The following is a 21,200-nucleotide window of genomic DNA, read 5'->3' on the forward strand; positions in this document are numbered from 1 at the left end:
GAGCGCATCCCACCCGTCATTCCCGCGCACGCGGGAACCCAGCATCCGGCGCACTGGGTTCCCACATGCGCGGGCATGACGGAGTGGTGCATGCTGCGAAAGCAGACTATTCACTCAGTCGGTGCAGCAGCTTCCAGTCGCTTCAGCAGCAGCTTCACGCGGGACTGTTCCGGATTTTCGGGATCATCAGCGACGCGCAGCGATTCCACCGCCGCATCGGTGTGGCCCATCCGCAATTGCGTCATTGCCTGGTTCATTTGAGCCGGGAAACGCCACTTGCCGTCCGGGTACGAACGCAGGTAATTGCTCAGCGTGGTTGCGGCCGCACTGTCTTCGTGACGGTTGATCTGCACAATGGCCGTCCAGTACAGGGTGTCGCCCGTTGCGCTTTGATTAACCTCCCGAATCATGGGGGGAAACGGAATCTGAATGATTTCCGGTCCCGCATATCCCTGGCGCCGGGCCTCGTCCGGAACGCGGACGAGCAGTTGTTCCTGAGTACTGGCGATGCGAATCTGCTGCAATTGCTGGATCAGATCGAGATCGTTGCTGCCGGAAATCTGAAGAATGCGTGTCTGCTTCAGTCGGCCGGATGGCTTTCCAAATCGCTCTTCCGTGCTGCGACTGGGCAGCGTCCGTTCGAATTCCTCAATCAGGCGGGCTTCCATCAACTCCTTCTTCTCGTCGTCACTCAACTGCTCCGGGATGCTGGTCAGTTCTTCCCCGCTTTGCACGGACGTTTCCGTATCCCGCTCAAACGGTGCTTCGAACGGGCGCATCAGGTCGGTGTATTCAGCGAGCTGGTCTTCTGTCAGAGACCCGGACGCGGCCGACCGTTCATCCGGGTACTGCCAGATGGAAATCTGGTCGGCCGTAAAGAATCCCTCGCCGCGACCGGAAATGCGTTCCACCAGAGGTCGAATTTCTGAAGTCCCGCCTGTCAGCTCTTCAAACAGAATCGCGGAATCTTCCGCCGCCAGGTGTTCCTGAAGGACGAGCATTCGGGGAGCAAATGCCGATGTCTGGGCGACAATCTGGACCTGAAGATTCTTCCAGCGTTCGCTGTCAACCAGCCGCTCCAGACCGGCGGGCGTCTGCAGGATCGCGTCGATTCCGTCACTATCGACGGACGGAACGGCTGTGCCTGTGGCCGCGTCAAACAACAGGACGCTGTCGTCGATCATCGCCGCAATCAGCCAGTCGGCCGATTCGACCACGTCGGCCGGATCCTGTGAAGCGGGATCGCCGGAGGGACGCAGGATGGCGGCATCAATCTGCCGCTGCCGCAGCAGTTCGGCAAAGATCCACGCGCGGTCTTCGGCGGTACCGCGACCCGTCAGCAGAACGTCAAACAATCCCAGCGGCACGCGTTTCTCGTCGGCGGCTATCAGGCTGACGTTACCGGCCAGCCACTGAAAGATCCCCGCGACGCGAGCCGCCTCCGTGCGCGAATCGGACGGCAGTGTCACATCGATCTGTTCCGTCAGCGCGTCCGAAAGTGTTCGCAACAGCAGCGCGTCGCGAACGTAAACGGCATCGCTGGGTGTATATCGACCGGCCGTCACCTGCCGCCTGGAATCCGGGTCCAGCATCGCCAGAGTCTTTTCGCCGACGGTCATCGCACTGACTTCATCCGCAGTGCAGGAAGCCAGCCATGCATTCAATCCGTTCACCGCACGATCGCGGCGAGTCAATGTGTCGAAGTTCTCAGGCTGCAGACGCCGAATCGCGCTGGACAGCTTCTTGCGGCATTTTTCCGCTTCCGTTTCCTGCCCGGCCGCTGAGGCAGTTGCAGCGGACTCCGACGGAGACTCCTCCGTCGCGCCGTCGCACCCGACAAACAGCATGGACACAAACAGCAGCGATGGCAGCACTCTGTGAACTGAACAACTCACGTTGACCTCGTCTGAGCATCTGACTCTTCAAACCCGATCACAGCGGCCCGCAGCATGGATAGCTGACTCAGCAACGTCTCCAGGCTGCTTAACTCCACCATGTTTGGACCGTCACTGGCAGCGTTGTCGGGATCCGGATGAGTTTCCAGGAACACCGCATCTGCTCCGGCCGCCACAGCCGCGCGAGCCAGTGTCGGAACCATCTCCCGCTGTCCTCCCGTCGTGGCGCCGCCCGGAAGCTGAACGCTGTGAGTCGCATCGTACACCACCGGCACGCCGAACGATTTCATGATCGGAATGCAGCGAAAATCGTTCACCAGCCGACCGTAGCCAAACGTCGTCCCGCGTTCCGTCAGCATGATGCTGCGCAGACCACGATCCTCACACTTGCGTACGGCGTGGACGACGTCTTCGGGGGCGACAAACTGCGGTTTCTTGACATTCACGCAGATATTCCGAGCCACCGCCGCATCCGCCGCCGCGACGATCAGGTCCGTCTGCCGAGCCAGAAACGCGGGAATCTGCAGAATGGAACAGACTTCGGCACACGGAGCCGCCTGAGCCGCTTCGTGGATGTCGGTCGTGGTCGGCAGGCCGGTCGCCTGAGTCACCTTCTCCAGCATCCGCAACCCGTCTTCCAGACCCGGCCCGCGGTAACTGTTCACGCTGGTGCGGTTGGCCTTGTCGAAGCTGGACTTAAACACAATCTGCCAGCCCAGCCGATTCCGCAGCCCCGCCAGATGCTCGGCCACCCGCATAACCATCGACTCAGATTCCATCACACACGGCCCGGCGATGAACAACAGCGGCTGGCCCGTGCCGACGCGGTAGTTCCTGATTTCAACAAACCGTTTTTCCATCACCGACGTACTCTATTGAGATCGCTGTTGTTTTTCGCAGCATTCGGAGGACCGCCAAATGGAACCAAGTGCAGGCACACCAGGCTTCTCTGAGATCCCTGTGGCGTCTGATCTTCGCCGATTCCCGCCTGCACGCAACTCTGTACAAAGTACCGAAGCCTGCGGGTTCCTTGGTTTTCAGTTTGCCATGACCCAGGTGGGCGCGGGCGCGGCAGTCGATCCGATTCCAAGATCCCTTCGGATCGTTTTCCGGAGCGCGCTCACCGCGGCCTGGATACTTTTCGGCATAGCGATGCTTCTCCCAATACGTGCTGATGCACAATTCGTTCCAGGCGCAGTCGGATACCTCGGCACCCTCCTCTTGTTCTGGATCCCATGCGTCTTTCCGTTCGCGTGCTGCAATCTGCTGATGGTTTCCACACCGTTCGTCGGACTTGAGTACTTCTTTTCGAATCGAGCCGGCGGATTCTATGCCGTCTTTCTGACAGTCTGCACCGTGTGGGTAACGCCACATGCATACTGGATACTGCATCCGATCGGAGCCGGTGGCGTCTGCTGGGTCATTAGCTTCCACTTCGCAAGCGGTGCATTCCTCGCGCCATTCCTGTACCGGCGATACTTCTGCTATTCGTGACGCGTCGACCGGAAACAGGACGTCGGGCAGCTCCGAATCCTTCTTGGGGCTTCGGCACACAGGTTCCAGTACAGGTGTCACCCAGCGAGCTTCCTCGGCAAGTGGGTTAACGCGGCATCTGTGACAGGCCGACCCGCACGGCGGTCCGCTGGCCAATGCTCGTGAAGTCCAGCAGCCGAATGCCGGCACGAATGGACTGTGCTTCCGCTCGGGCGTTGACGCTCGACAGAATTCGGTTGATTGCGTCCACGTCCTCGTCGCTGATCCAGCCCCCCATGAGAATCTCAATGGCGCGGGGCGCAGTACGCCGGTTCTGGTCAGGCTTTCGACGTCGAAGGAGATTCCGAACGAGGAACAATTCGGCACGTTGTCGCGAGTCTGCGGAACCACGGAGACCACGCCGTCGTGGAAGCAGACCGCTCGGACGACGACCGCCGGGGATCCATGCACTCATTCAACCTTGTCAACGTTCACGGGACAGTCTGGGTCGCCGACGCGCAGCCATCGCATCCTTACTGGGACGACGACGTTACTTCATACATCCGCGAACAGGAGTTCCTGCCTCACTTCGTGTACTACCGGAATCGCTATCAAGCGATTCTCGTAAATCTTCCGCAGTAGCGACACGCATCCAAACGCAGCCCGTTTGATGGCCTGCCTGCAGGCGACTGCAACTCGACGTCGCAGATTTGCTCTGCCGTTTCGTAGGCTGAGCACATCAGCTTCAGACTTCTCAGGGCGTCGAATGCCTTAGCTGCAGAGGATCCGGTATTCGTCAGACCGGACAGCAGATTGCGTTTGCGATCAACTGTGTTGGAATCAATCTCATCGTTCGTTCGGCCCGGTCGTACTACGGCGGCGTGAATTGTTCGGATCCGTTTCAGTTCGCGTTACATCTGGCAGCGAGACGTCTCTCTCGTCGAAGCCATCTGATTCCGTCAACTTGGGTCGATGAACTCGGTATTGTGTGGACAGTCCGGGCCAGTCTATACACGCACAGCTTCTGCGTCGGCACCAAGTTCGGCAGCATACCGTTGCCGCACGAGTTCGTGCCTGTTCCGCGATGAAGGCATCGTTTGCAACCCGAATCACGTAATGGAACTCAGGGAATCTGCATTACCACCGTATCCGATACCGCGGCCACTCGACATCGCATCGAGATCCTGTTCGCGGATCCTGTAGTTCCAACGTTACGGCCGTCGCGTTGCCAAACTGCTTGTGGTCCGGACGAAGTCCCGACACCGTTCTCCAAGACTGAAAGTCGGATTCACCAGTAAACACGACTTCCGCTCCGTTGGCCCGTACCGCCAGCAATACCTTACCAATCACCTTTTGTAGCCGAACCCTGTCAACAAGTTGCCTTGCATCACCTCCTACATCGCGAATGCACACCTCACCTTCAATCATCTCCGTCACCAAACCGATTGAATAGCCGCGGGCAAGTCCACCCCGGAAATCGGATAGGACGTCAGGCCCGAAGTACCGCGCGTTTGGATCGACTTGCACGAGCAGCGTGTTCAGGAAGCGAGAAAACAGCGCTTCGATCGACATGTCTGTCACGCGGGCGCACGCTCCTTGGTATCTGGCGGATAACTTTTCACGCGTCATCGCAGGATCAAACCCGGCAATCTTCTCCATGACCAGTTGGAGCTTGATCTTTTTTCGCCAGCGCTCGGCAAGTTCATCGTTCGTCGATGCAAAACCGGCGTATTTTCGCTCGACAGATTCATCCAACGTAAAATCGTGCGGTTCCCCGAGCCAGTGAGTGGCCAGTGCTGTCGCTTCCACGATTCGCTGTTTCAGTCGCTGATGGACTTTCTCCGCGAACTCAAACTGAATGTCGTCCGCGTCGGCATCGTTGTTCCATTCCTTGAACTCTTCGAAATCTGCCGCAAGAAAGTAGTGCTTTTTGGGGTCCAGAGATTCGACAAAACGCAGTCGCCAGGGTGACCGCAGAACGGCTGCCACTCGCTCGGGCTCGACAAACACGGACGGCAGCTTGTCTTTCGTGAACTTAATAACGAAGTCCACGTCTTTGCGGTTAAACGCGTTCTGTTCGTCTTCACAGAATACAGTCCTGCAAGACGAGAAGAGTATCGCGATGAATGAAAGCAGAACTTTGTGATTCACCGTTACAATTCTCCGTGAGTGAGTTCTTCTGAGATCAGCCACGTTCCAATGTGGCCATTCGGAAAGTTTACACACGCACCGCTTCCGCGCCGGCGCCAAGTTGGGCCGCGTACCTTCGCCTCACCGGCTCCACGTGTTCCGCAACAAACGCGTCGACCTGCTGGGGTGCTCGGCCGATGTATTTTCTTGCGTCCAGTGTGCTTTCCAGGTCAACGTTCGCGAACGCTTCGTCGGTTCTCAATCGGCTGATCAAATCGTTCGGCAGACCCTGTTGTTTGACTTCCGCGGCGGCGGCCTGGCTGTGGAGGCGGATGCGTTCGTGGAGGTCCTGACGGTCGCCTCCGGAGCGGACTCCGGCCATCAGGATTTCTTCCGTCGCCATGAACGGCAGTTCCTCGTTCAGGTGCTTTTCGATCGTCTTCGGATAGACCACGAGGCCGTCCGTGATGTTGTGGTACAGGATCAGGCAGGCGTCGATCGCCAGGAACGCCTGAGGCAGCGCCAACCGACGGATCGCGCTGTCGTCCAGCGTGCGTTCCATCCACTGAGTCGCCATCGTCGCGTCCGCGCCGGCCTGCAGACTCATCGCGAAACGCGCCAGAGCACACATGCGTTCGCTGCGCATCGGGTTGCGTTTGTAGGCCATCGCCGACGAACCGATCTGCTTCTTTTCGAACGGTTCTTCCAGTTCCTTGCGATGCTGCAGAATACGAATGTCGCTGCCGGCTTTGTGACAAGACTGGCCGATGCCGTTCAGAGTCGCCATCACCTGCGAATCCACTTTGCGCGAATATGTCTGGCCGGTGACAGCGTGGCGAATCGTGAAGCCCATCTTCTCGGTGACCAGTCGATCGAGCTGCTCGACCTTTTCGTGATCGCCGTCGAACAGGCTGAGGAACGTCGCCTGAGTTCCCGTGGTTCCCTTGACGCCTCGGAAACGCAGCGTGTCGATGCGATGTTCGAGTTCTTCCAGGTCCAGCAACAGATCCCAGCACCACAGCGTTGCTCGCTTGCCCACGGTTGTTGGCTGAGCGGGCTGCAGATGCGTGAAGCCGAGACAGGGCAGGTCACGGTACTCGGCGGCAAACTTCGCCAGCAGGTCAATCACCTGCACCAGTCGCCGCCTGGTCAGCAGCAGGCTTTCCTTGATCTGCACGAGTTCCGAATTGTCCGTCACGTAGCAGCTTGTGGCTCCCAGATGAATATCCTTGCGAGCCTTCGGGCACTGATCTCCCCAGGCATGCACGTGAGCCATCACATCGTGCCGCAGTTCTCGTTCGTAGCGGTTTGCGGCGTCGAAGTCGATGTCGTCGACGGTGGCTTTCATCTCGGCAAGCTGCTCGTCGGTGATGTGCAGGCCGAGTTCCTGCTGAGCTTCCGCCAGCGCAATCCACAACCGACGCCAGGTGGTATGCTTCTTCTGAGCCGACCAGATCGCGGCCATTTCGCGCGAGGCGTAGCGGGTGATCAACGGGTTTTCGTAGATGTCGTGCGGCAACGTAGATGCTTTCAATGATGAATCATTTTCAAAATGTCGAACCGCGAGCCCCTGCGATTCTGTGCGGCGAAACGGTTCGCCGGTCTCAGTCTCGACCGCGTTTGTCGTCATGGAAGATCTGTTGCGGAGCCTCCACTGGCAGGGCGTTCCAGGGCGGAACTCTGGAACGAGGCTGACAAGGCCAGACGGGCGCGCCAAACTGCGTTTGCCAATCACGTTTCGGCCACGGGGCGTCTTCGCCAGGTTTGAGTTGTAGTATCGCGGATCGTCGGTCACTTCGGCACTCAGCCAGTCCGGTTTCTCGAACGGCTGCTCTTCGTTCTCAAGTTCGATTTCCGCGACGACCAGACCGGCGTTGTCGCCGAGAAACCGGTCCACTTCCCAGCGAGATTCCCCTGCCATCACGATGGCTCGCTGCTTTTCAATCAGCGGTTTTCGGCAGAGCGTGTTGAGCATCTCGTTCGCTTCGTCGAGCGGAATCTCGTACTCATATTCCGATCGAGTGGCACCGACGGTCGGCCCTTTCACGGCGAGCCAGCCTTTTCGTCCGTCGGAGCGGACTCGGACGGAAAGCTGTTCCGACGAATGCAGATAGCCCTGTCGGTACATGGTGAATTCGGCGGATTCCCATGAACCCGGTTCGACGAGGAATTTGCGTTCGATTTCGAGTGGCATCGAGGTTCTCCCCTGTGATGAGTCAGGATGTTTAACCGCGAGCCCAGGCGAGCGCTCCGCTCATGCGGTTTCGGATTCTGATGCATGTGTTCGGCTGTTCCGAGGGCTACGGGCGCCACAAGGTTAGTTCGCAATTAAGTTACCATTAGCCGGAACAGTCCGGTTGGCTCCGGGTGCTAACGCCTCCGGCTGATGAACGAATCGGTTTAAAACATGAATGCGGTTAAACATGAATGCAGCTATCGCTTCAGCCGACCAACAATTTCTTCAACGATTCGATCCGCCGGTACGCGGTCCTGCTGCAGTGAGTCACGATCGCGGACGGTCACGGTTCCGTCGGTCATGGTGTCGCCATCGACCGTGATGCAGTACGGCGTGCCGATTTCGTCCTGACGACGGTAGCGGCGACCGATGGCTCCCTGCTGGTCGAACTGGCAGCTCAGACCGGCGGCCTTGAGTGCTCCGAAGATCTCCGCCGCTTTTTCGGGCATGCCTTCCTTCTTGATCAGCGGGAACACGGCCGCTTTGACGGGGGCCAGCCGGGGATGAAACTTCAGCACGACGCGTTCCTGCATCTCGCCTTTTTCGTCGGGCTGCTGATCCTCGTGATAGGCTTCGCAGATGAATGCCAGCGTCGCGCGGTCGGCGCCCGCGGACGGTTCAATGACGTGCGGTGTAAAGCGTTCGCGCGACTGGTCGTCGAAGTAAGTCAGATCTTTGCCGCTGCCGCGATACTTCGGCTGACCGTGTTCGTTCTTTTCGACTTCCAGTTCGCCGGCTGCGTTTTTCGTCAGCTTGCCTTCCATGTGAGAACGCAGGTCGAAGTCGCCTCGGTGAGCCACGCCTTCCAGTTCGCCGAATTCGCCTTCGTCGAGAAACGGAAACGCGTATTCGATATCGGCCGTACCGACGGAATAATGAGCCAGTTCGTCCTGATGATGATCTCGCAGAATCAACCGCTCCTTCGCCACACCCAGACCCAGATACCAGTTGTAGCGCCGGTCGCGCCAATAGGTGTACCATTCGCGGGACTGGTCCGGATGGCAGAAGAATTCGATCTCCATCTGTTCGAATTCGCGTGACCGGAATGTGAAGTTGCGCGGCGTGATTTCATTGCGGAAGCTTTTTCCGACCTGACAGATGCCAAACGGCAGCTTGACGCGACTGCTGTCCACGACGTTCTTGAAGTTGACGAAGATACCCTGAGCGGTTTCGGGGCGAAGGAATGCCCGATCGTTTTCACCACCAAGCGCCCGATCGTGGTGGGCATCATCAGATTGAATTCGCGAGGTTCGGTCAGCGTTCCGGCTTTAGTGGCACCGGGTCCGACAACGTTTGGATATTCGGACAAAGTCGACTTTATCGAGCGTCGTCGCGTCGCCGTCCCACTGCAGTTTGTCGGCGTACTTTTTTCTTCTTGCCGAACGCTCGCAGCGCCTGTTCTGCCAGATCTTCGTCGAAGTTCTCGGCGGTCGAACAACCATCAACTCTGGATAGCTCGGCGTAGCGGGGCCGTCCTGTTTGACGGTTTCCCGTCAAACGACACCCAGCGGCCGCGAACCTGATCCAGTCGATGACGACCGCGAGTTTCGCGGCAATCCACCATCATGTCATGAAACAAATCGTAGTGTCCGGAGCATTTCCAGACCTGCGGGTGCATCACGATGGCCGTTTCCAGGCCAACCATCTGAAACGCACACGGTGCGCCGTTGGGCGTCAGCAGTTCGTTGTGAGCGGCCACCATGTCGTGGTACCACACGTCGCGGACACGTTGCGTTTGAGTTCCGTGCCCAGCGGACCGTAATCCCAGAAGCCATTCTGACCGCCGTAGATTTCCGAATCCTGAAAGATGAAACCCCGCCGCTTGCAGAGAGCGACGATCTTTTCCATGGAACGTGTCATTGAGTTGCCTTCATAGCGGTGAAGGGCGGGATTGTAGAGACGCTGCGGAACCACGCAAACCGGTGGTGTGACGCGTTATTCCCGCCGACTCAGGAACCTGGTGCTGATCTCGTCATTCCCGCGCAGTCGGGAACCCAGGGAGGCGGGCTGGGTTCCCGCCGGCGCGGGAATGACGGAGGTGTGGGTGCTCACTGGGTTCCCGCCGGCGCGGGAATGACGGGGGTGCGGGTGCTCGCTGGGTTCCCGCCGGCGCGGGAATGACGGGGGTGTGGGTAGTGGAAATGTGGCAGCAGGTTTGTGAACATGTTTCGCGACCAGTCATTTCCCTCACGATCTGCCGGAGCCATCACACCGTGCGAGCGAATCCTTCAGTTTCCGCCTGCGTGCTTACGCTGTTGACACTCGTTTCATCACCGACGTTCGTTCCCGCGCAGGACGACAAACGAACTCCGGACACGGCAGTCGCGGGACTCGATGTCGCCAGCGACCTGCAGGTCACGCTGATCGCGTCTGAACCGATGCTGCTGAGTCCGTCCAACATAGACGTCGACCATCTGGGACGAATCTGGGTTTGCGAAGTTGTCAACTATCGGCGATTCGCCAATGCCGACAATCCGGATCGCGAAGAAGGCGACCGCATCCTGATTCTGGAGGATACGAACGGCGACGGACTGATGGACCGCGAAACGACGTTCTACCAGGGCCGGGACATCGATTCGGCTCACGGAGTCTGCGTGCTGGGGAACCGCGTGATCGTGTCGGCCGGCGAAAACGTGTTCAACTTCTATGACGACGACGGCGACCTGAAGGCCGATCGCAAAGAAGTGATGTTCACCGGCATCCAGGGAGTTCAACACGATCACGGCATTCATAGTTTCACCTTTGGCCTGGACGGTCGGCTGTACTTTAACTTCGGCAACAGCGGCAATGAACTGCATCGCCCGGACGGCAGCCTGGTCGTCGACGTCGCCGGCAATGAAGTCTACGCCAACCGGCAGCCGTATCAGGAAGGAATGGCCTTCCGCTGCGAGCTGGATGGTTCGAAGGTCGACACGCTTGGCTGGAATTTCCGCAACAACTGGGAACTGACGGTGGACAGTTTCGGCACCGTCTGGCAGTCCGACAACGACGACGACGGCAACCAGGGCGTTCGCATCAACTATGTGATGGAATACGGCAACTACGGCTACAAGGACGAACTGACGGGAGCCGGCTGGCGGGAACCTCGCACGGGCTGGGAAGACACGATCCCCGAACGGCACTGGCACCTGAACGATCCGGGAGTCGTGCCGAACCTGCTGCAAACCGGCGCGGGTTCTCCGACAGGGATTGTGATTTACGAGTCCGACCTGCTGCCGGAACGTTTCCGCAACCAATTGATCCACTGCGACGCCGGACCAAACATCGTTCGAAGCTATGCAGTGAAAGACGACGGAGCCGGCTATTCGGCAACGATCAACGACATTCTGGTCGGCACGCGAGACCAGTGGTTTCGGCCATCGGACGTGTGTGTTGCTCCGGATGGTTCGCTGATCATCGCCGACTGGTACGACCCCGGTGTGGGCGGCCACCGTCAGGGCGACGTCGATCGCGGCCGGCTGTTCCGGGTGGCCCCGCCGGGCAGCATGTACAGCGTTCCGAAATCCGACTTCAGCACCGTCGACGGAGCCGTCGCGGCTCTGAAGAGTCCTAACGCTGCAACTCGCTATCTGGCATTCACCGCGCTCCGCAACTTTGACGCTGAAGCCGAATCGGCTTTGACGGAAATGTTCGCCAACGATCCCAACCCGCGGTTTCGCGCGCGGGCGCTGTGGTTGCTGGGAATGCTGGACGGGAAAGGTCAGCAATACGTTGACAAGGCAATCGCCGATGATAACCCGGACATCCGCATCGCCGGAATCCGGCTGGCTCGGCGTCTGGAACTTGATGTCGCGCCGATCGTCGAAAAGCTTGCCAACCATAAATCGCCGCAGGTTCGTCGCGAATGTGCCATTGCGTTGCGTTTGAGTAAGTCCGAACGGAAGCCCGAACTTTGGGGGATGCTCGCTCTTAGAATACCCGTGAACGATCGCTGGTATCTGGAAGCTCTGGGAATCGCGGCGGACGGTGACTGGGACGCATGCCTGGCGGCATACAGGGAAGCCCGGCGCAAACACACGACGGCGGAAACTTCCGACGAACAGGCTGCCCGACTGATTTGGCGCAGCCGCGGTTCGAATTCCGCTTCTGCCATCGCCGACGAAATCCTTGCTCGCGCAGCCGACGGTGACACGGATGATTTGTCAAAGCTGAAGGTCGCAGCATTCTTCCGAGCGCTGGACTTCGAATCACAACCGGCGGTCGCAGCTGCGGTTGCTTCACTGATTACGCCGGCGAGCCTGAAGAAGCTCGATTCCGAAATCGAACCATTCGTGATCGCAGAATCGCTGCAGCGTCTGGGAACAACAGACCTGTCGTCCAACGCGGCGGCCGCCGAAGCTCTCGACTTGACACTGAGTAAGCTTCAGGGCACACCGACGTTCATCCAGCTGGTCGAACGCTTTGATCTGAAGGAGCGATACCCTGCTGTGCTGAGACTGGCTCAGCAGAATCCGAATGAACAGATCGGCGTCGAAGCGATCCGGTCATTGCTGCGACGTCAGCAGTGGACTCTGTTAACCATTGCGATGACAAGTAAGGACACGGAATCCGCGATCGCGACGGCTCAGGCAATGGGCAATTCGTTCGACGGAGCGATCGAAGGTCCGCTGCTGGCGGTCGTCACGGATGATTCGGTTGACATCGATGTGCGGCGGGAAGCCGTGCGCGCCGCGTCGAAGGTCAACAATGGAGTCAACAGACTCGTGCAACTGGTAGAAAGCAAAGAGCTGTCTGAAAACCTGACTCAGGCCGTGGCCGCCGCACTGCATTCCGGACCGACTCGCGAGGCGCGCGCTGCGGCAAATCGCCTGTTCCCGCTGCCGCCCGTCAAGGAAGGAGAACCTCTGCCGCCGATCAGCGAACTTGCCAAACTGAAAGGCAACGCGCAAAACGGGCGGCTCTTGTTCAACACCGAAGCCACCTGCCACAAGTGTCACATCGTGGGAAAACTGGGCCGCGAGATCGGACCGAACCTTTCGGAAATCGGCAGCAAGCTCAGCCGCGAAGCGATGTTCGAATCAATCATCTATCCCAGCGCCGGCATCAGCCACAACTACGAATCGTGGACTCTGGTGCTTGCATCGGGAACAACGGTCACCGGCCTGCTGAACAGCGAAACCGACGACAGCATCAGCATCAAATCCGACGATGGTCTTGTGCGTGAATTCAAGATGGATGATGTCGACGAAAAGATCAAACAGACGGTTTCGCTGATGCCCGCTGACCTGCAGAAGGTGATGAGTGTCCAGGACATGGTCGACGTGGTCGAATACATGCTGACCCTGAAGAAGAAGGAATAGAAGCGTTTTGTTCGACGGGACTCCGATCCCGTCGACTGTGCAGCGACGGGATCGGAGTCCCATCGTACAGACACTTTGCTCGTTCCCTGTCCGTCGATCTTCCCGTTATGACTCGACTGATCCCTGCTTTCGGCCTGCTGGTCATGATTCTACTGGCATGGCTGATGAGCAGTCATAAGCGGCGGTTTCCGTGGCGAGTCGCCTTTGGCGGAATTTTTCTGCAGGTCTTCTTCGCCTCCCTGATTCTCAAGACCGACGCCGGAGAAGCCGTGTTTCAGGCCGTCGGCGATTTCTTCACCGGCATTCTGGGATACGTCGACAAAGGATCGGCATTTCTGTTCGACGTGTTTCCTCGGGAAAGCGATCCGGAACCGCTGCCCGCCCAATACACGCTGTGGCGATCGTTTGCGTTCGGCATCCTTCCGACGATCGTCTTCTTTTCGGCTCTGATGTCCGTGCTGTATCACGTGGGACTGATGCAGTTGGTGGTGCAGGGGATGGCGTGGGTCATGAGAAAGACGCTGGGGACGTCCGGAGCCGAAACGTTGTCCGCCGCGGCCAACGTGTTTGTCGGTCAGACGGAAGCGCCGCTGGTGATTCGTCCGTATATAGCCGGAATGACGATGTCGGAACTGAACGTCGTGATGGTCGGCGGGTTCGCGACAATCGCCGGCGGTGTTTTTGCCGCGTATATCGGCATGGGAATCGACGCGGGCCACCTGCTGACGGCGTCCGTGATTTCCGCGCCTGCGGCGCTGATGATCGCCAAGATCATGCAGCCGGAAACCGAAGAATCCGCCACGTCCGGCGGCGCACGAATCACGGCCGAATCGGGCTGCGTGAACGTCCTGGAAGCCGCGGCGGAAGGCACAGCTTCCGGACTGAAACTGGCGCTGAATGTCGGAGCGATGCTGCTGGTCTTTGTGGCGTTTGTAGCGATGGTCAACGCGTTTGTCGGCTGGTGCGGACACCGCGTCGCGTTTTGGCTGCACTACCAACCGGCGGAAGAGTGGTCGCTGGAAGTCGCGTTTGGCAACGTCTTCGCTCCGTTCGCCTGGCTGATGGGAATTCCATGGGACGAATGCCGCCGGGCCGGCGCGATTCTGGGCACTCGCACCGTCATCAATGAGTTTCTGGCGTACGCACAGCTTGCCGGAGAACGGGAAGAACTCAGCCTGAGGACGTATGTGATTACAACGTACGCCTTGTGCGGTTTCGCAAACTTCAGTTCCATCGGCATTCAGCTCGGCGGCATTGGAGGAATCGCTCCGGAACGCCGTTCGGATCTCGCCAGGCTGGGCCTGCGAGCCATGCTGGGCGGCACGCTGGCCACATTCATGACGGCGTGCGTCGCAGGGGTTCTGCTCAGCGATGCAGATCTGGAGCAGCGCGAGATTCAGTCGTCGGTCAGTGTCTCCGAAACTGACAACCGCTGAGCGTTGACCCGAACGAAGCGAAGTGTGGCCTATGCGGGAATTCACTCCATGGAGTCCGACCGCTGGCAAAAGACAGCGAACGCCGCGCTCAACCGCGTTCCAGAGACACCTCGCGACAATTGTCGGCCAGACGTTTCGACCGGCATAACTCGCAGGCGCGGACTCGTCGGGCGGCTTCTCAGCGTGGCATTTCGTAAACGGCGCTCCGCGCTGCCAATTCGCGACGTAGCGTTTTTTCAGACGTTCGATCGAACATCGACGGCATTCCGTCCGTTGACAGAAATCACCCCGTGCCCTGGAACTGAGCGATGCTGGACCAGCTCACCAATCTGCTGACAAGCCGAAACTCCCGCCGGAAAGCCACGCTGGCGATGGCCCGCATTATCAGCCAGTACGATATCGTCGTGATGCCGTATGAAACCGGAGTGTCAGTGGAACGTCGATCGCACGACGAACGCCACGCCGCCTTCGGTGTCTGGCTGATCGCGTGCGATCCGGGGATGAATCACAGCGACATCGACTTCTCCTCCGCCGTTCCCGCCGTCACGCATGATCTGCGCAGCGAAGGTTTCGGCGTGCTGACGCCGCTGAATCTGGACGACACCTGCTTTGTCGTGGCTGTCCCCGACGGGAAGGATGCCTGGCGGTTCTTCCAGACAAAGGTCTGCCACAAGACCCTGAAGGACGGCGGCTGGTATCACGTCGGACTGCATCTGAAGGGCATCGTAGAAACCGAGCCTGACCAGTCAGCCGCGTTCCGTGAACACATCCGGGATGTGCAGGCCGCTGCGGCAAAGTAAAGCCGACCAAAGCCGGCCAGGACTGCCTACGTGGCTTTGAAGTAGTCCACGGCGTTGCGGAACATCCGCAGTCCGTGCCCTTCGCCGCGCATCCCGTTTCGCGTCCACTGAGGATGCTGAGTGGCAAACAGAAATCGCTCGGGATGAGGCATCAGGCCCAGCACTCGACCGCTGCCATCTGACAGGCCGGCGATATTCGCCAGCGAGCCCGCCGGATTATCAACCTCCGGAAGTACGTCCAGCGCCGTCGGATCTGCACCCTCAGCAACCTGCGTTGCGGCGGCGTCCGACCAATAGCAAAGTGCGATCGAACCCTGCTGCCGCAGTTCCTCCAGCACGGAACCTTCCGTCACGGCGACGCGGCCTTCAGCGTGAGCAATCGGCACCTCAATCTCATCGATGCCCTTCAGAAACACACTATTGGCGGACGTGACCTTCAGCCGGACCCAGCGATCGACATAGCGTCCGCTGTTGTTCCATGTCAGCGTGATCCGGTTTTCGTAAAGCTGGTCGTCACCGGCTTCGATCCCGTGACGCATCAGCAGGCCGGCCTTCAGAATCACCTGAAAGCCGTTGCAGATTCCCAGCACGAGTTTGTCACCGGTCAGGAATTCCTTCATCGCATCGTTGAGCTGTCCCCGCAGTTGTCGGGAAAAAATGACTCCCGCCCCGATGTCATCCCCGTAGCTGAAACCTCCGGGCACGCACAGAATCTGGAAGTCTCGCAGAAGATCGGGGTTCTCCAGCAGCCGAAACAAGTGGACTCGCTGCGGGGCACCACCGGCCAGTTCGAAGGCGTGAGCCGTTTCGACGTCGCAGTTGGTTCCGGGGGCACGCAGAATACAAACACGCGGTGATGACATTTCGTCCGTTCTTTACACAGAGCAGGGCGTCGGTGAGCGGGAGTTTTAGCAAGCCGCGTCGCCGCGTTCACGCCTCACGGCTGCTCTTCTGCGCCGGCATCGGTATTGCCGTCATTCCCGCGCAGGGTGAGGACTCGGTGTCGCGGCTGAGTTTTCGCCTGCGCGGGAATGACGAGCAGAAAGGTCGCCCGGCCTGTGCCGGATAACTGTTGCGAATCGATCGCCGGTGAGCGAAGCGGTCGCTGGAGGCGCGGTTAGACATGGTCCGCCGCTATTCACTCGACGCGGCTATTCACTTAACGCCGCTATTCACTTAACGCCGCTATTCACTTAACAGAGTCTTCATCGCTGCCATCAGCACTTCTTCAACTGCCGGGCCGACGCGAGAGGCTCCCGGACTGGTTTCGTAGCCGCCCTGAGAATAGGCGATCTGTGTGCCGATATATCCCGGGCCGTATTCGCCGTACGCAGCCATCGCCACAAAGGCGTCTGGTGCCATTGCCTGAGCCGCCAACTGGTATTCCACAAACAGCTCGCCGGGAAGGTGCAGAATTCGGGCGTCGCCGACCGTCAGCAAACTGACCGTAATCCTTTTTCCGGCGTTTGTCCGTTGCAGCCAGGCAAGGTGTTTGGCGGCGGTCAAACGGTCGGGCACGCTGGCGGAAGCGTCGCCGAGCACTGCGCGGAGCGGCCCTTCCACCAGGTGGTCGCCGAGAGGCAGGCTCACGTCCGCGGTCTTCCAGCCAAGATCGTCCGCCGTAACGGGACGTTTGCGGAGACTTTCCCAGGCTCGCCTCATGCCGTCGGCGACTTTGTCAGCCAGAACCTGGCGGTTTTCCGTTGAGCCATCATTCCATTTTCCTGCGCCGATGTTTCCGCCGGCTCCGTTGAAGTGAATGTGAGGCACGCTGGTTTCTTCCTGAAGCGCGTTGCGAGCCATGCCGGGAAAGTCCGGATTCGCCTGGCCGGTTCGATAGTAGCTTTGCGGATGAGTGGCGTAGTACGTCAGCGCCGCCAGAGTCGTATCGCCGTTGTGGAACGTCACAAGCTTCAACATCGGGTCGATGGTGCCGACCGGCATGGCACGCACTTCGGGATCTCTGCAGGCCGTGTAGCGAGTCACCTTGACCCTGCCGTCGTCGCCGAGAATCCGCCGGTTCGACGCGACTTCGCGGACTTCCGCCCGTCCAGTACCCACATGAGTCACCGGCGACGCGCGATCGATTGCGGCAGTTACAGCGTCGGCCGCCCTCACCATCACGCTGCGCAGGAATCGTTCGTCATAGGACACTCCCGCGTAACCGGCTTCCGCCAGAATTCGCTCGGCGGAAAAGTCGCAGCGCGGCGCGTCGTGCTGGTGCAGCGCATGCACCGAAACGCGGTCTGCGGTCGTGCCGGCCGCCGTCGCCAGCCGTTCCCGAAACTCGTCGTGAGCTTCGTTGGCCACTCCCAGCCAGTCGATCGCGCACAGCACCACCGGCTGTCCGTTTCCGATGAAGATGATCCCGCGGCAACTGAGCGGGCTGCTGACTTCCTTCGTGGGATCGTATGCCAGCGGACTGCCGACCGGAGGCGAGGCGTCGACGTCGAACGTGGCGATTTGAAGTTCCTCGGCGGAAAGAACCGACGCGGCAACGAAAACGGTAAAGACAGCGAAGAAGGCAAGGCGTATTTGCATGGCGGTCGTTCTCTGCGAAAGGATGTTTCACTTCCAACGGAGCACCGTTTCTTCACACTCCGCCGCGGCTGCCTGGTGTGGCATGCGAAGTCAAAGCCGTTGGTGAGAGACAGATAGCGTCAACGAAATCGGCTGAGCTTGCAAGTTCGCAGCGGTTGCCACACAGTGCCGTAATGCCATCGTCACCTGGTCTCGCGGAGCCGAAGCATCTGTTTTGCGTCGACGGAATCGGATACATATCGCGGTTCGCGCCTGGTGGCATGATCAAATGTCGCGTCTCGGGCTGACGCGGCTGACTTCGATGACCTGCCCGGATTTCGTCGAGTTTCCGCAGTGCTTGGCCGCATCATTCTTGCATTTATCCTGGTTCCGCTGATCGAGCTGGTGCTGCTCAGCCAGCTTTACGACCGCACCAACCTTCTGACAACGTTAGCGGTTGTGATTGGAACCGGATTCGTGGGAGCCCAGTTGGCTCGCAGGCAGGGACTGAAGGTCTGGCGGACCATTCAGCTTCAGGTCGCCGCCGGCAAGGCTCCTTCGCGGGAAATCCTTGACGGTGTGATGATTCTTGTTGCGGGAGCCTTTCTGCTGACTCCCGGTATCCTGACTGATTGCGTGGGTTTTCTGCTGCTGATCCCGCAGACTCGACGGATCGTCGCCCGTCGGCTGACTCGCTGGTTTCAGGACAACACCGTCGGAAAGTTCAGGGCTGCCACCTGGACTTCCGTTGAACAGCCACCGGGCAAACCTCCTTCCTTTAATAACGAAGTACCCTCGGTGCGCGTTGTCGATCCGAACAGCGGGCGCCTGCAGACCACGCCGGAACAGGATTCATGACGCGTTTGATCGCCGCGATTCTGCTGTCACTGTATGTTTCACCCGTCGTCGCGCAGCAGCCGCGAGTTTACCGCGACACCGTCGAACCGCACTGGTTCCGCGATAACACGCGGTTCTGGTATCGAGTCGACGTCAGCGCACGTCAGCATGGTTTTGTGGTAGTCGATGCGGCGGCCGGCACGAGGCAGAACGCCTTCGATCACAAGCGGGTTGCGGCCGCGATGAGCAATGCGCTGGGCACGGACGTCCGCGCGGATGCACTGCCGATCGATTCACTGGAGTTTGCGGATGACAGCGAAGAACTCGTGCTGGCCGGCGAAGGCCGGACATGGCAGTTCGATTCGAAGACCGGGGAGCTGACCCTTGCCAGCCAGGACGAAGACACGACCGCGTCATCGCGGCTGTTTCTTCCCGAGCAGCGTTCCCATGATCGCGGACCGGACACGGAATTCGCCATCATCAACGAACTCAGTCACGACGTCGAACTGATCTGGATTGAAGGCAGTGGCGAGCACCATTCGTACGGAATGATCGCCCCCGGCAAAACCAGGCGGCAGCATACATTCGTCGGACATGCATGGCTGCTGAAAAGCAGCGACGGCAGCAAGCTGGCAGCGTTCGTCGCGCGGCGAAACAACCCGGACCTGAAGCTGAACGACGCCGCACTGGCAAACGTCCGACGCGGTAATGAATCGGATGGCACTCGCGGTCGACGACCCAACCGTGATGTCGATCAGGAAAACGTGTCACCGGATGGAAAGTGGAAGGCCTTCGTACAGGACCACGATCTCTGGCTGAAATCGACCGACGACGCCGTCGCACCTGTGCGGCTGTCACAGAATGCTTCCGGAAGCAACACGTTTCAGAAAGACGCTTCCCGCAAACGATCGCTGGAACTGCAGTATTCCCAGGACGACGAACCGGTCACGGCGGCCGATGTCCGCTGGTCACCGGATTCGAAGTTCGTGCTGGCGTTTCAGACGGTTCCGGTCGAAGAGCGCCGAGTCTACTACGTCGAATCCGCGCCGGACGATCAGCTGCAGCCGAAGCTGCATTCGTATCCCTATACCAGGCCGGGCGATCCGATTCCGATTTCAAAACCGCGGCTGTTCTGCATCGGTCAGCAACAGGAGATCCCGATCTCTGACGACTTGTTCCCCAACCCGTGGCAGTTGCGGTTCTTAAGCTGGAGCCACGACGGAGGCCGCTGCTTCCTGCTTTACAACGAACGCGGCCACCAGACGCTGCGAGTGCTGGAGATCAACTGCAGCGACGGTCACGTGCGGGCGGTCATCGACGAACACAGCGACACGTTCATCCATTATTCCGCGAGCGGAAAGTTCGAACTGGAATGGCTGCCGGATGACCAGTTGCTGTGGGCCAGCGAACGTTCCGGCTGGAATCACCTGTACCGATACGACATCAAATCCGGCGATGTCGTCAACGCCGTGACGTCGGGTGACTGGAACGTCCGCCGGATTGAACACATCGATCGCGAGAAGCAACAACTCTGGTTCTACTCCGTCGGAATTCGCACCGATCAGGATCCGTATCACGAACACTTCTGCCGCGTAAACTTTGACGGAAGCGGCCTGACGATTCTGACCGAAGGCGACGGAACTCACGAAATCGCCTGGTCACCTGATCGGAAGTACTTCATTGATCGCTACTCGCGAGTCGACCTGCCGCCGATTCATGAACTTCGCCGAAGTGACACCGGAGCCCTGGTCTGCCTGCTGGAAGAAGCCGACGCCGATGAAATCCTGAACGATCGGGGTTCGTTGCCGGAACGCTTCGTCGCCAAAGGTCGCGACGGACAGACCGATATCTGGGGTATCATTCACCGGCCGCGCGACTTCGATCCGGAAAAACGCTATCCCGTGATCGAAAACATCTACGCCGGTCCTCACGACCATCACGTGCCGAAGGAATTTCAGCCGCGGTATCATCACCAGCATCAGATCGCCGACCGGGGCTTCATCGTTGTGCAGATCGACGGCATGGGAACCGCCTGGCGATCAAAAGCGTTCCACGACGTTTGTTACAAGAACCTTCGAGACGCCGGCTTTCCGGATCGCATTGCATGGCTGAAAGCCGCCGCGCAGAAGTTTCCGGAAATGGATCTTTCGCAGGTCGGAATTTATGGCGGTTCCGCAGGAGGACAGAACGCCATGGCGGCGCTGCTTTGGCACGGTACGTTCTACAAAGCCGCCGTGGCCGACTGCGGCTGTCACGACAATCGCATGGACAAGATCTGGTGGAACGAACAATGGATGGGCTGGCCGGTCGACGACAGCTACGCTCAGAATTCGAACACTCAGAATGCTCACCGCCTGACCGGTCACCTGATGCTGGTCGTTGGTGAAGCGGACCGCAACGTCGACCCGGCCACGACGACACAGGTTGCTCACGCGCTGGTAAAGGCTGACAAGGACTTTGACTTTGTGCTCGTTCCGGGGGCCGGCCACGGAGCCTGCGAAACTCCGTGGGCCGCGCGGCGTCGCGCGGACTTTTTCGTCCGGCATCTGCAGCAGGACTCCAACGAATGAATG

17 protein-coding genes are annotated in these 21,200 nt (G+C 59.3%); 6 read left to right on the top strand and 11 right to left on the bottom strand.

All coding sequences use genetic code 11. From position 1 onward, the window contains the following. Nucleotides 1-110: 110 nt before the first annotated feature. The 4 genes from R3C19_03555 to R3C19_03570 are packed head-to-tail and all read right to left on the bottom strand — an operon-like array spanning nt 111 to nt 3,666. Nucleotides 111-1,895 carry a hypothetical protein gene (locus tag R3C19_03555; protein ID MEZ6059419.1) on the bottom strand — a complete coding sequence of 595 codons (1,785 nt, stop codon included), beginning with the start codon at nt 1,893-1,895 and terminating at the stop codon, nt 111-113. After that, complete coding sequence (gene kdsA / locus R3C19_03560) at nt 1,892-2,755, bottom strand: 3-deoxy-8-phosphooctulonate synthase (GenBank protein ID MEZ6059420.1); 864 nt, start codon at nt 2,753-2,755, stop codon at nt 1,892-1,894. The genes R3C19_03555 and kdsA overlap by 4 nt, the downstream gene beginning before the upstream one ends. Then, entirely contained in the window at nt 2,736-3,470 is a 735-nt protein-coding gene (locus tag R3C19_03565) for a hypothetical protein (protein ID MEZ6059421.1), read from the bottom strand. Before R3C19_03565 ends, kdsA begins: the two co-directional genes overlap by 20 nt. Before the next feature lie 25 nt (nt 3,471-3,495). Further along, complete coding sequence (locus R3C19_03570) at nt 3,496-3,666, bottom strand: hypothetical protein (protein ID MEZ6059422.1); 171 nt, start codon at nt 3,664-3,666, stop codon at nt 3,496-3,498. Between the two features lie 128 nt (nt 3,667-3,794). Here R3C19_03570 and R3C19_03575 point away from each other — a divergent pair, with 128 nt between their 5' ends. Continuing rightward, entirely contained in the window at nt 3,795-4,010 is a 216-nt protein-coding gene (locus tag R3C19_03575; GenBank protein ID MEZ6059423.1) for a hypothetical protein, read from the top strand. Between the two features lie 495 nt (nt 4,011-4,505). Here R3C19_03575 and R3C19_03580 read toward each other — a convergent pair whose 3' ends face one another. The 5 genes from R3C19_03580 to R3C19_03600 all read right to left on the bottom strand — a co-directional run bounded on the left by R3C19_03580 (nt 4,506) and on the right by R3C19_03600 (nt 9,594). Continuing rightward, complete coding sequence (locus R3C19_03580; GenBank protein MEZ6059424.1) at nt 4,506-5,519, bottom strand: hypothetical protein; 1,014 nt, start codon at nt 5,517-5,519, stop codon at nt 4,506-4,508. Nucleotides 5,520-5,586: 67 nt separating this feature from the next. After that, a complete protein-coding gene (gene purB / locus R3C19_03585) occupies nt 5,587-7,692 on the bottom strand; it encodes an adenylosuccinate lyase (protein ID MEZ6059425.1) in 2,106 nt (701 codons plus the stop codon). A gap of 239 nt (nt 7,693-7,931) precedes the next feature. Beyond that, entirely contained in the window at nt 7,932-8,975 is a 1,044-nt protein-coding gene (locus R3C19_03590; protein MEZ6059426.1) for a glycine--tRNA ligase, read from the bottom strand. A 200-nt stretch (nt 8,976-9,175) separates the two neighbouring features. Further along, complete coding sequence (locus tag R3C19_03595) at nt 9,176-9,436, bottom strand: hypothetical protein (GenBank protein ID MEZ6059427.1); 261 nt, start codon at nt 9,434-9,436, stop codon at nt 9,176-9,178. Beyond that, nucleotides 9,409-9,594, bottom strand: coding sequence for a hypothetical protein (locus R3C19_03600; protein MEZ6059428.1), 186 nt, complete (start codon nt 9,592-9,594; stop codon nt 9,409-9,411). Before R3C19_03600 ends, R3C19_03595 begins: the two co-directional genes overlap by 28 nt. 383 nt (nt 9,595-9,977) lie before the next feature. Here R3C19_03600 and R3C19_03605 point away from each other — a divergent pair, with 383 nt between their 5' ends. The 3 genes from R3C19_03605 to R3C19_03615 all read left to right on the top strand — a co-directional run bounded on the left by R3C19_03605 (nt 9,978) and on the right by R3C19_03615 (nt 15,270). Next, a complete protein-coding gene (locus tag R3C19_03605; GenBank protein MEZ6059429.1) occupies nt 9,978-13,034 on the top strand; it encodes a c-type cytochrome in 3,057 nt (1,018 codons plus the stop codon). Nucleotides 13,035-13,141: 107 nt separating this feature from the next. Then, on the top strand, nt 13,142-14,470 hold the full coding sequence (locus R3C19_03610; protein ID MEZ6059430.1) for a NupC/NupG family nucleoside CNT transporter: 1,329 nt from the start codon (nt 13,142-13,144) through the stop codon (nt 14,468-14,470). Nucleotides 14,471-14,778: 308 nt separating this feature from the next. Next, the gene (locus R3C19_03615; protein MEZ6059431.1) at nt 14,779-15,270 is read left to right on the top strand and encodes a hypothetical protein; all 492 of its coding nucleotides are present in this window, start codon (nt 14,779-14,781) and stop codon (nt 15,268-15,270) included. Between the two features lie 26 nt (nt 15,271-15,296). Here the strand turns inward: R3C19_03615 and R3C19_03620 are convergent, their stop codons facing one another. Then, nucleotides 15,297-16,133 carry a phosphoribosylformylglycinamidine synthase subunit PurQ gene (locus R3C19_03620; GenBank protein ID MEZ6059432.1) on the bottom strand — a complete coding sequence of 279 codons (837 nt, stop codon included), beginning with the start codon at nt 16,131-16,133 and terminating at the stop codon, nt 15,297-15,299. Nucleotides 16,134-16,455: 322 nt separating this feature from the next. After that, entirely contained in the window at nt 16,456-17,811 is a 1,356-nt protein-coding gene (locus tag R3C19_03625) for a hypothetical protein (protein ID MEZ6059433.1), read from the bottom strand. A 333-nt stretch (nt 17,812-18,144) separates the two neighbouring features. Here R3C19_03625 and R3C19_03630 point away from each other — a divergent pair, with 333 nt between their 5' ends. Together R3C19_03630 and R3C19_03635 are read left to right on the top strand one after the other, a co-directional pair. Then, the gene (locus tag R3C19_03630) at nt 18,145-18,648 is read left to right on the top strand and encodes an FxsA family protein (GenBank protein ID MEZ6059434.1); all 504 of its coding nucleotides are present in this window, start codon (nt 18,145-18,147) and stop codon (nt 18,646-18,648) included. After that, nucleotides 18,645-21,197 (top strand): prolyl oligopeptidase family serine peptidase, encoded by a 2,553-nt coding sequence (locus R3C19_03635; protein ID MEZ6059435.1) that lies wholly within the window; start codon nt 18,645-18,647, stop codon nt 21,195-21,197. Before R3C19_03630 ends, R3C19_03635 begins: the two co-directional genes overlap by 4 nt. Nucleotides 21,198-21,200 lie beyond the last annotated feature (3 nt).

The sequence above is a fragment of the Planctomycetaceae bacterium genome (genome assembly GCA_041398785.1).
Taxonomy (GTDB): Bacteria; Planctomycetota; Planctomycetia; order Planctomycetales; family Planctomycetaceae; genus JAWKUA01.

Coding starts and splice junctions, on each gene's coding strand:
- kdsA (MEZ6059420.1), bottom strand. CDS start 2,755: ATGGAAAAACGGTTTGTTGAAATCAGGAACTACCGCGTCGGCACGGGC.
- R3C19_03570 (MEZ6059422.1), bottom strand. CDS start 3,666: ATGGGGGGCTGGATCAGCGACGAGGACGTGGACGCAATCAACCGAATT.
- purB (MEZ6059425.1), bottom strand. CDS start 7,692: ATGCCACTCGAAATCGAACGCAAATTCCTCGTCGAACCGGGTTCATGG.
- R3C19_03595 (MEZ6059427.1), bottom strand. CDS start 9,436: ATGGTGGCCGCTCACAACGAACTGCTGACGCCCAACGGCGCACCGTGT.
- R3C19_03600 (MEZ6059428.1), bottom strand. CDS start 9,594: ATGACACGTTCCATGGAAAAGATCGTCGCTCTCTGCAAGCGGCGGGGT.
- R3C19_03610 (MEZ6059430.1), top strand. CDS start 13,142: ATGACTCGACTGATCCCTGCTTTCGGCCTGCTGGTCATGATTCTACTG.
- R3C19_03615 (MEZ6059431.1), top strand. CDS start 14,779: ATGCTGGACCAGCTCACCAATCTGCTGACAAGCCGAAACTCCCGCCGG.
- R3C19_03620 (MEZ6059432.1), bottom strand. CDS start 16,133: ATGTCATCACCGCGTGTTTGTATTCTGCGTGCCCCCGGAACCAACTGC.
- R3C19_03625 (MEZ6059433.1), bottom strand. CDS start 17,811: ATGCAAATACGCCTTGCCTTCTTCGCTGTCTTTACCGTTTTCGTTGCC.
- R3C19_03635 (MEZ6059435.1), top strand. CDS start 18,645: ATGACGCGTTTGATCGCCGCGATTCTGCTGTCACTGTATGTTTCACCC.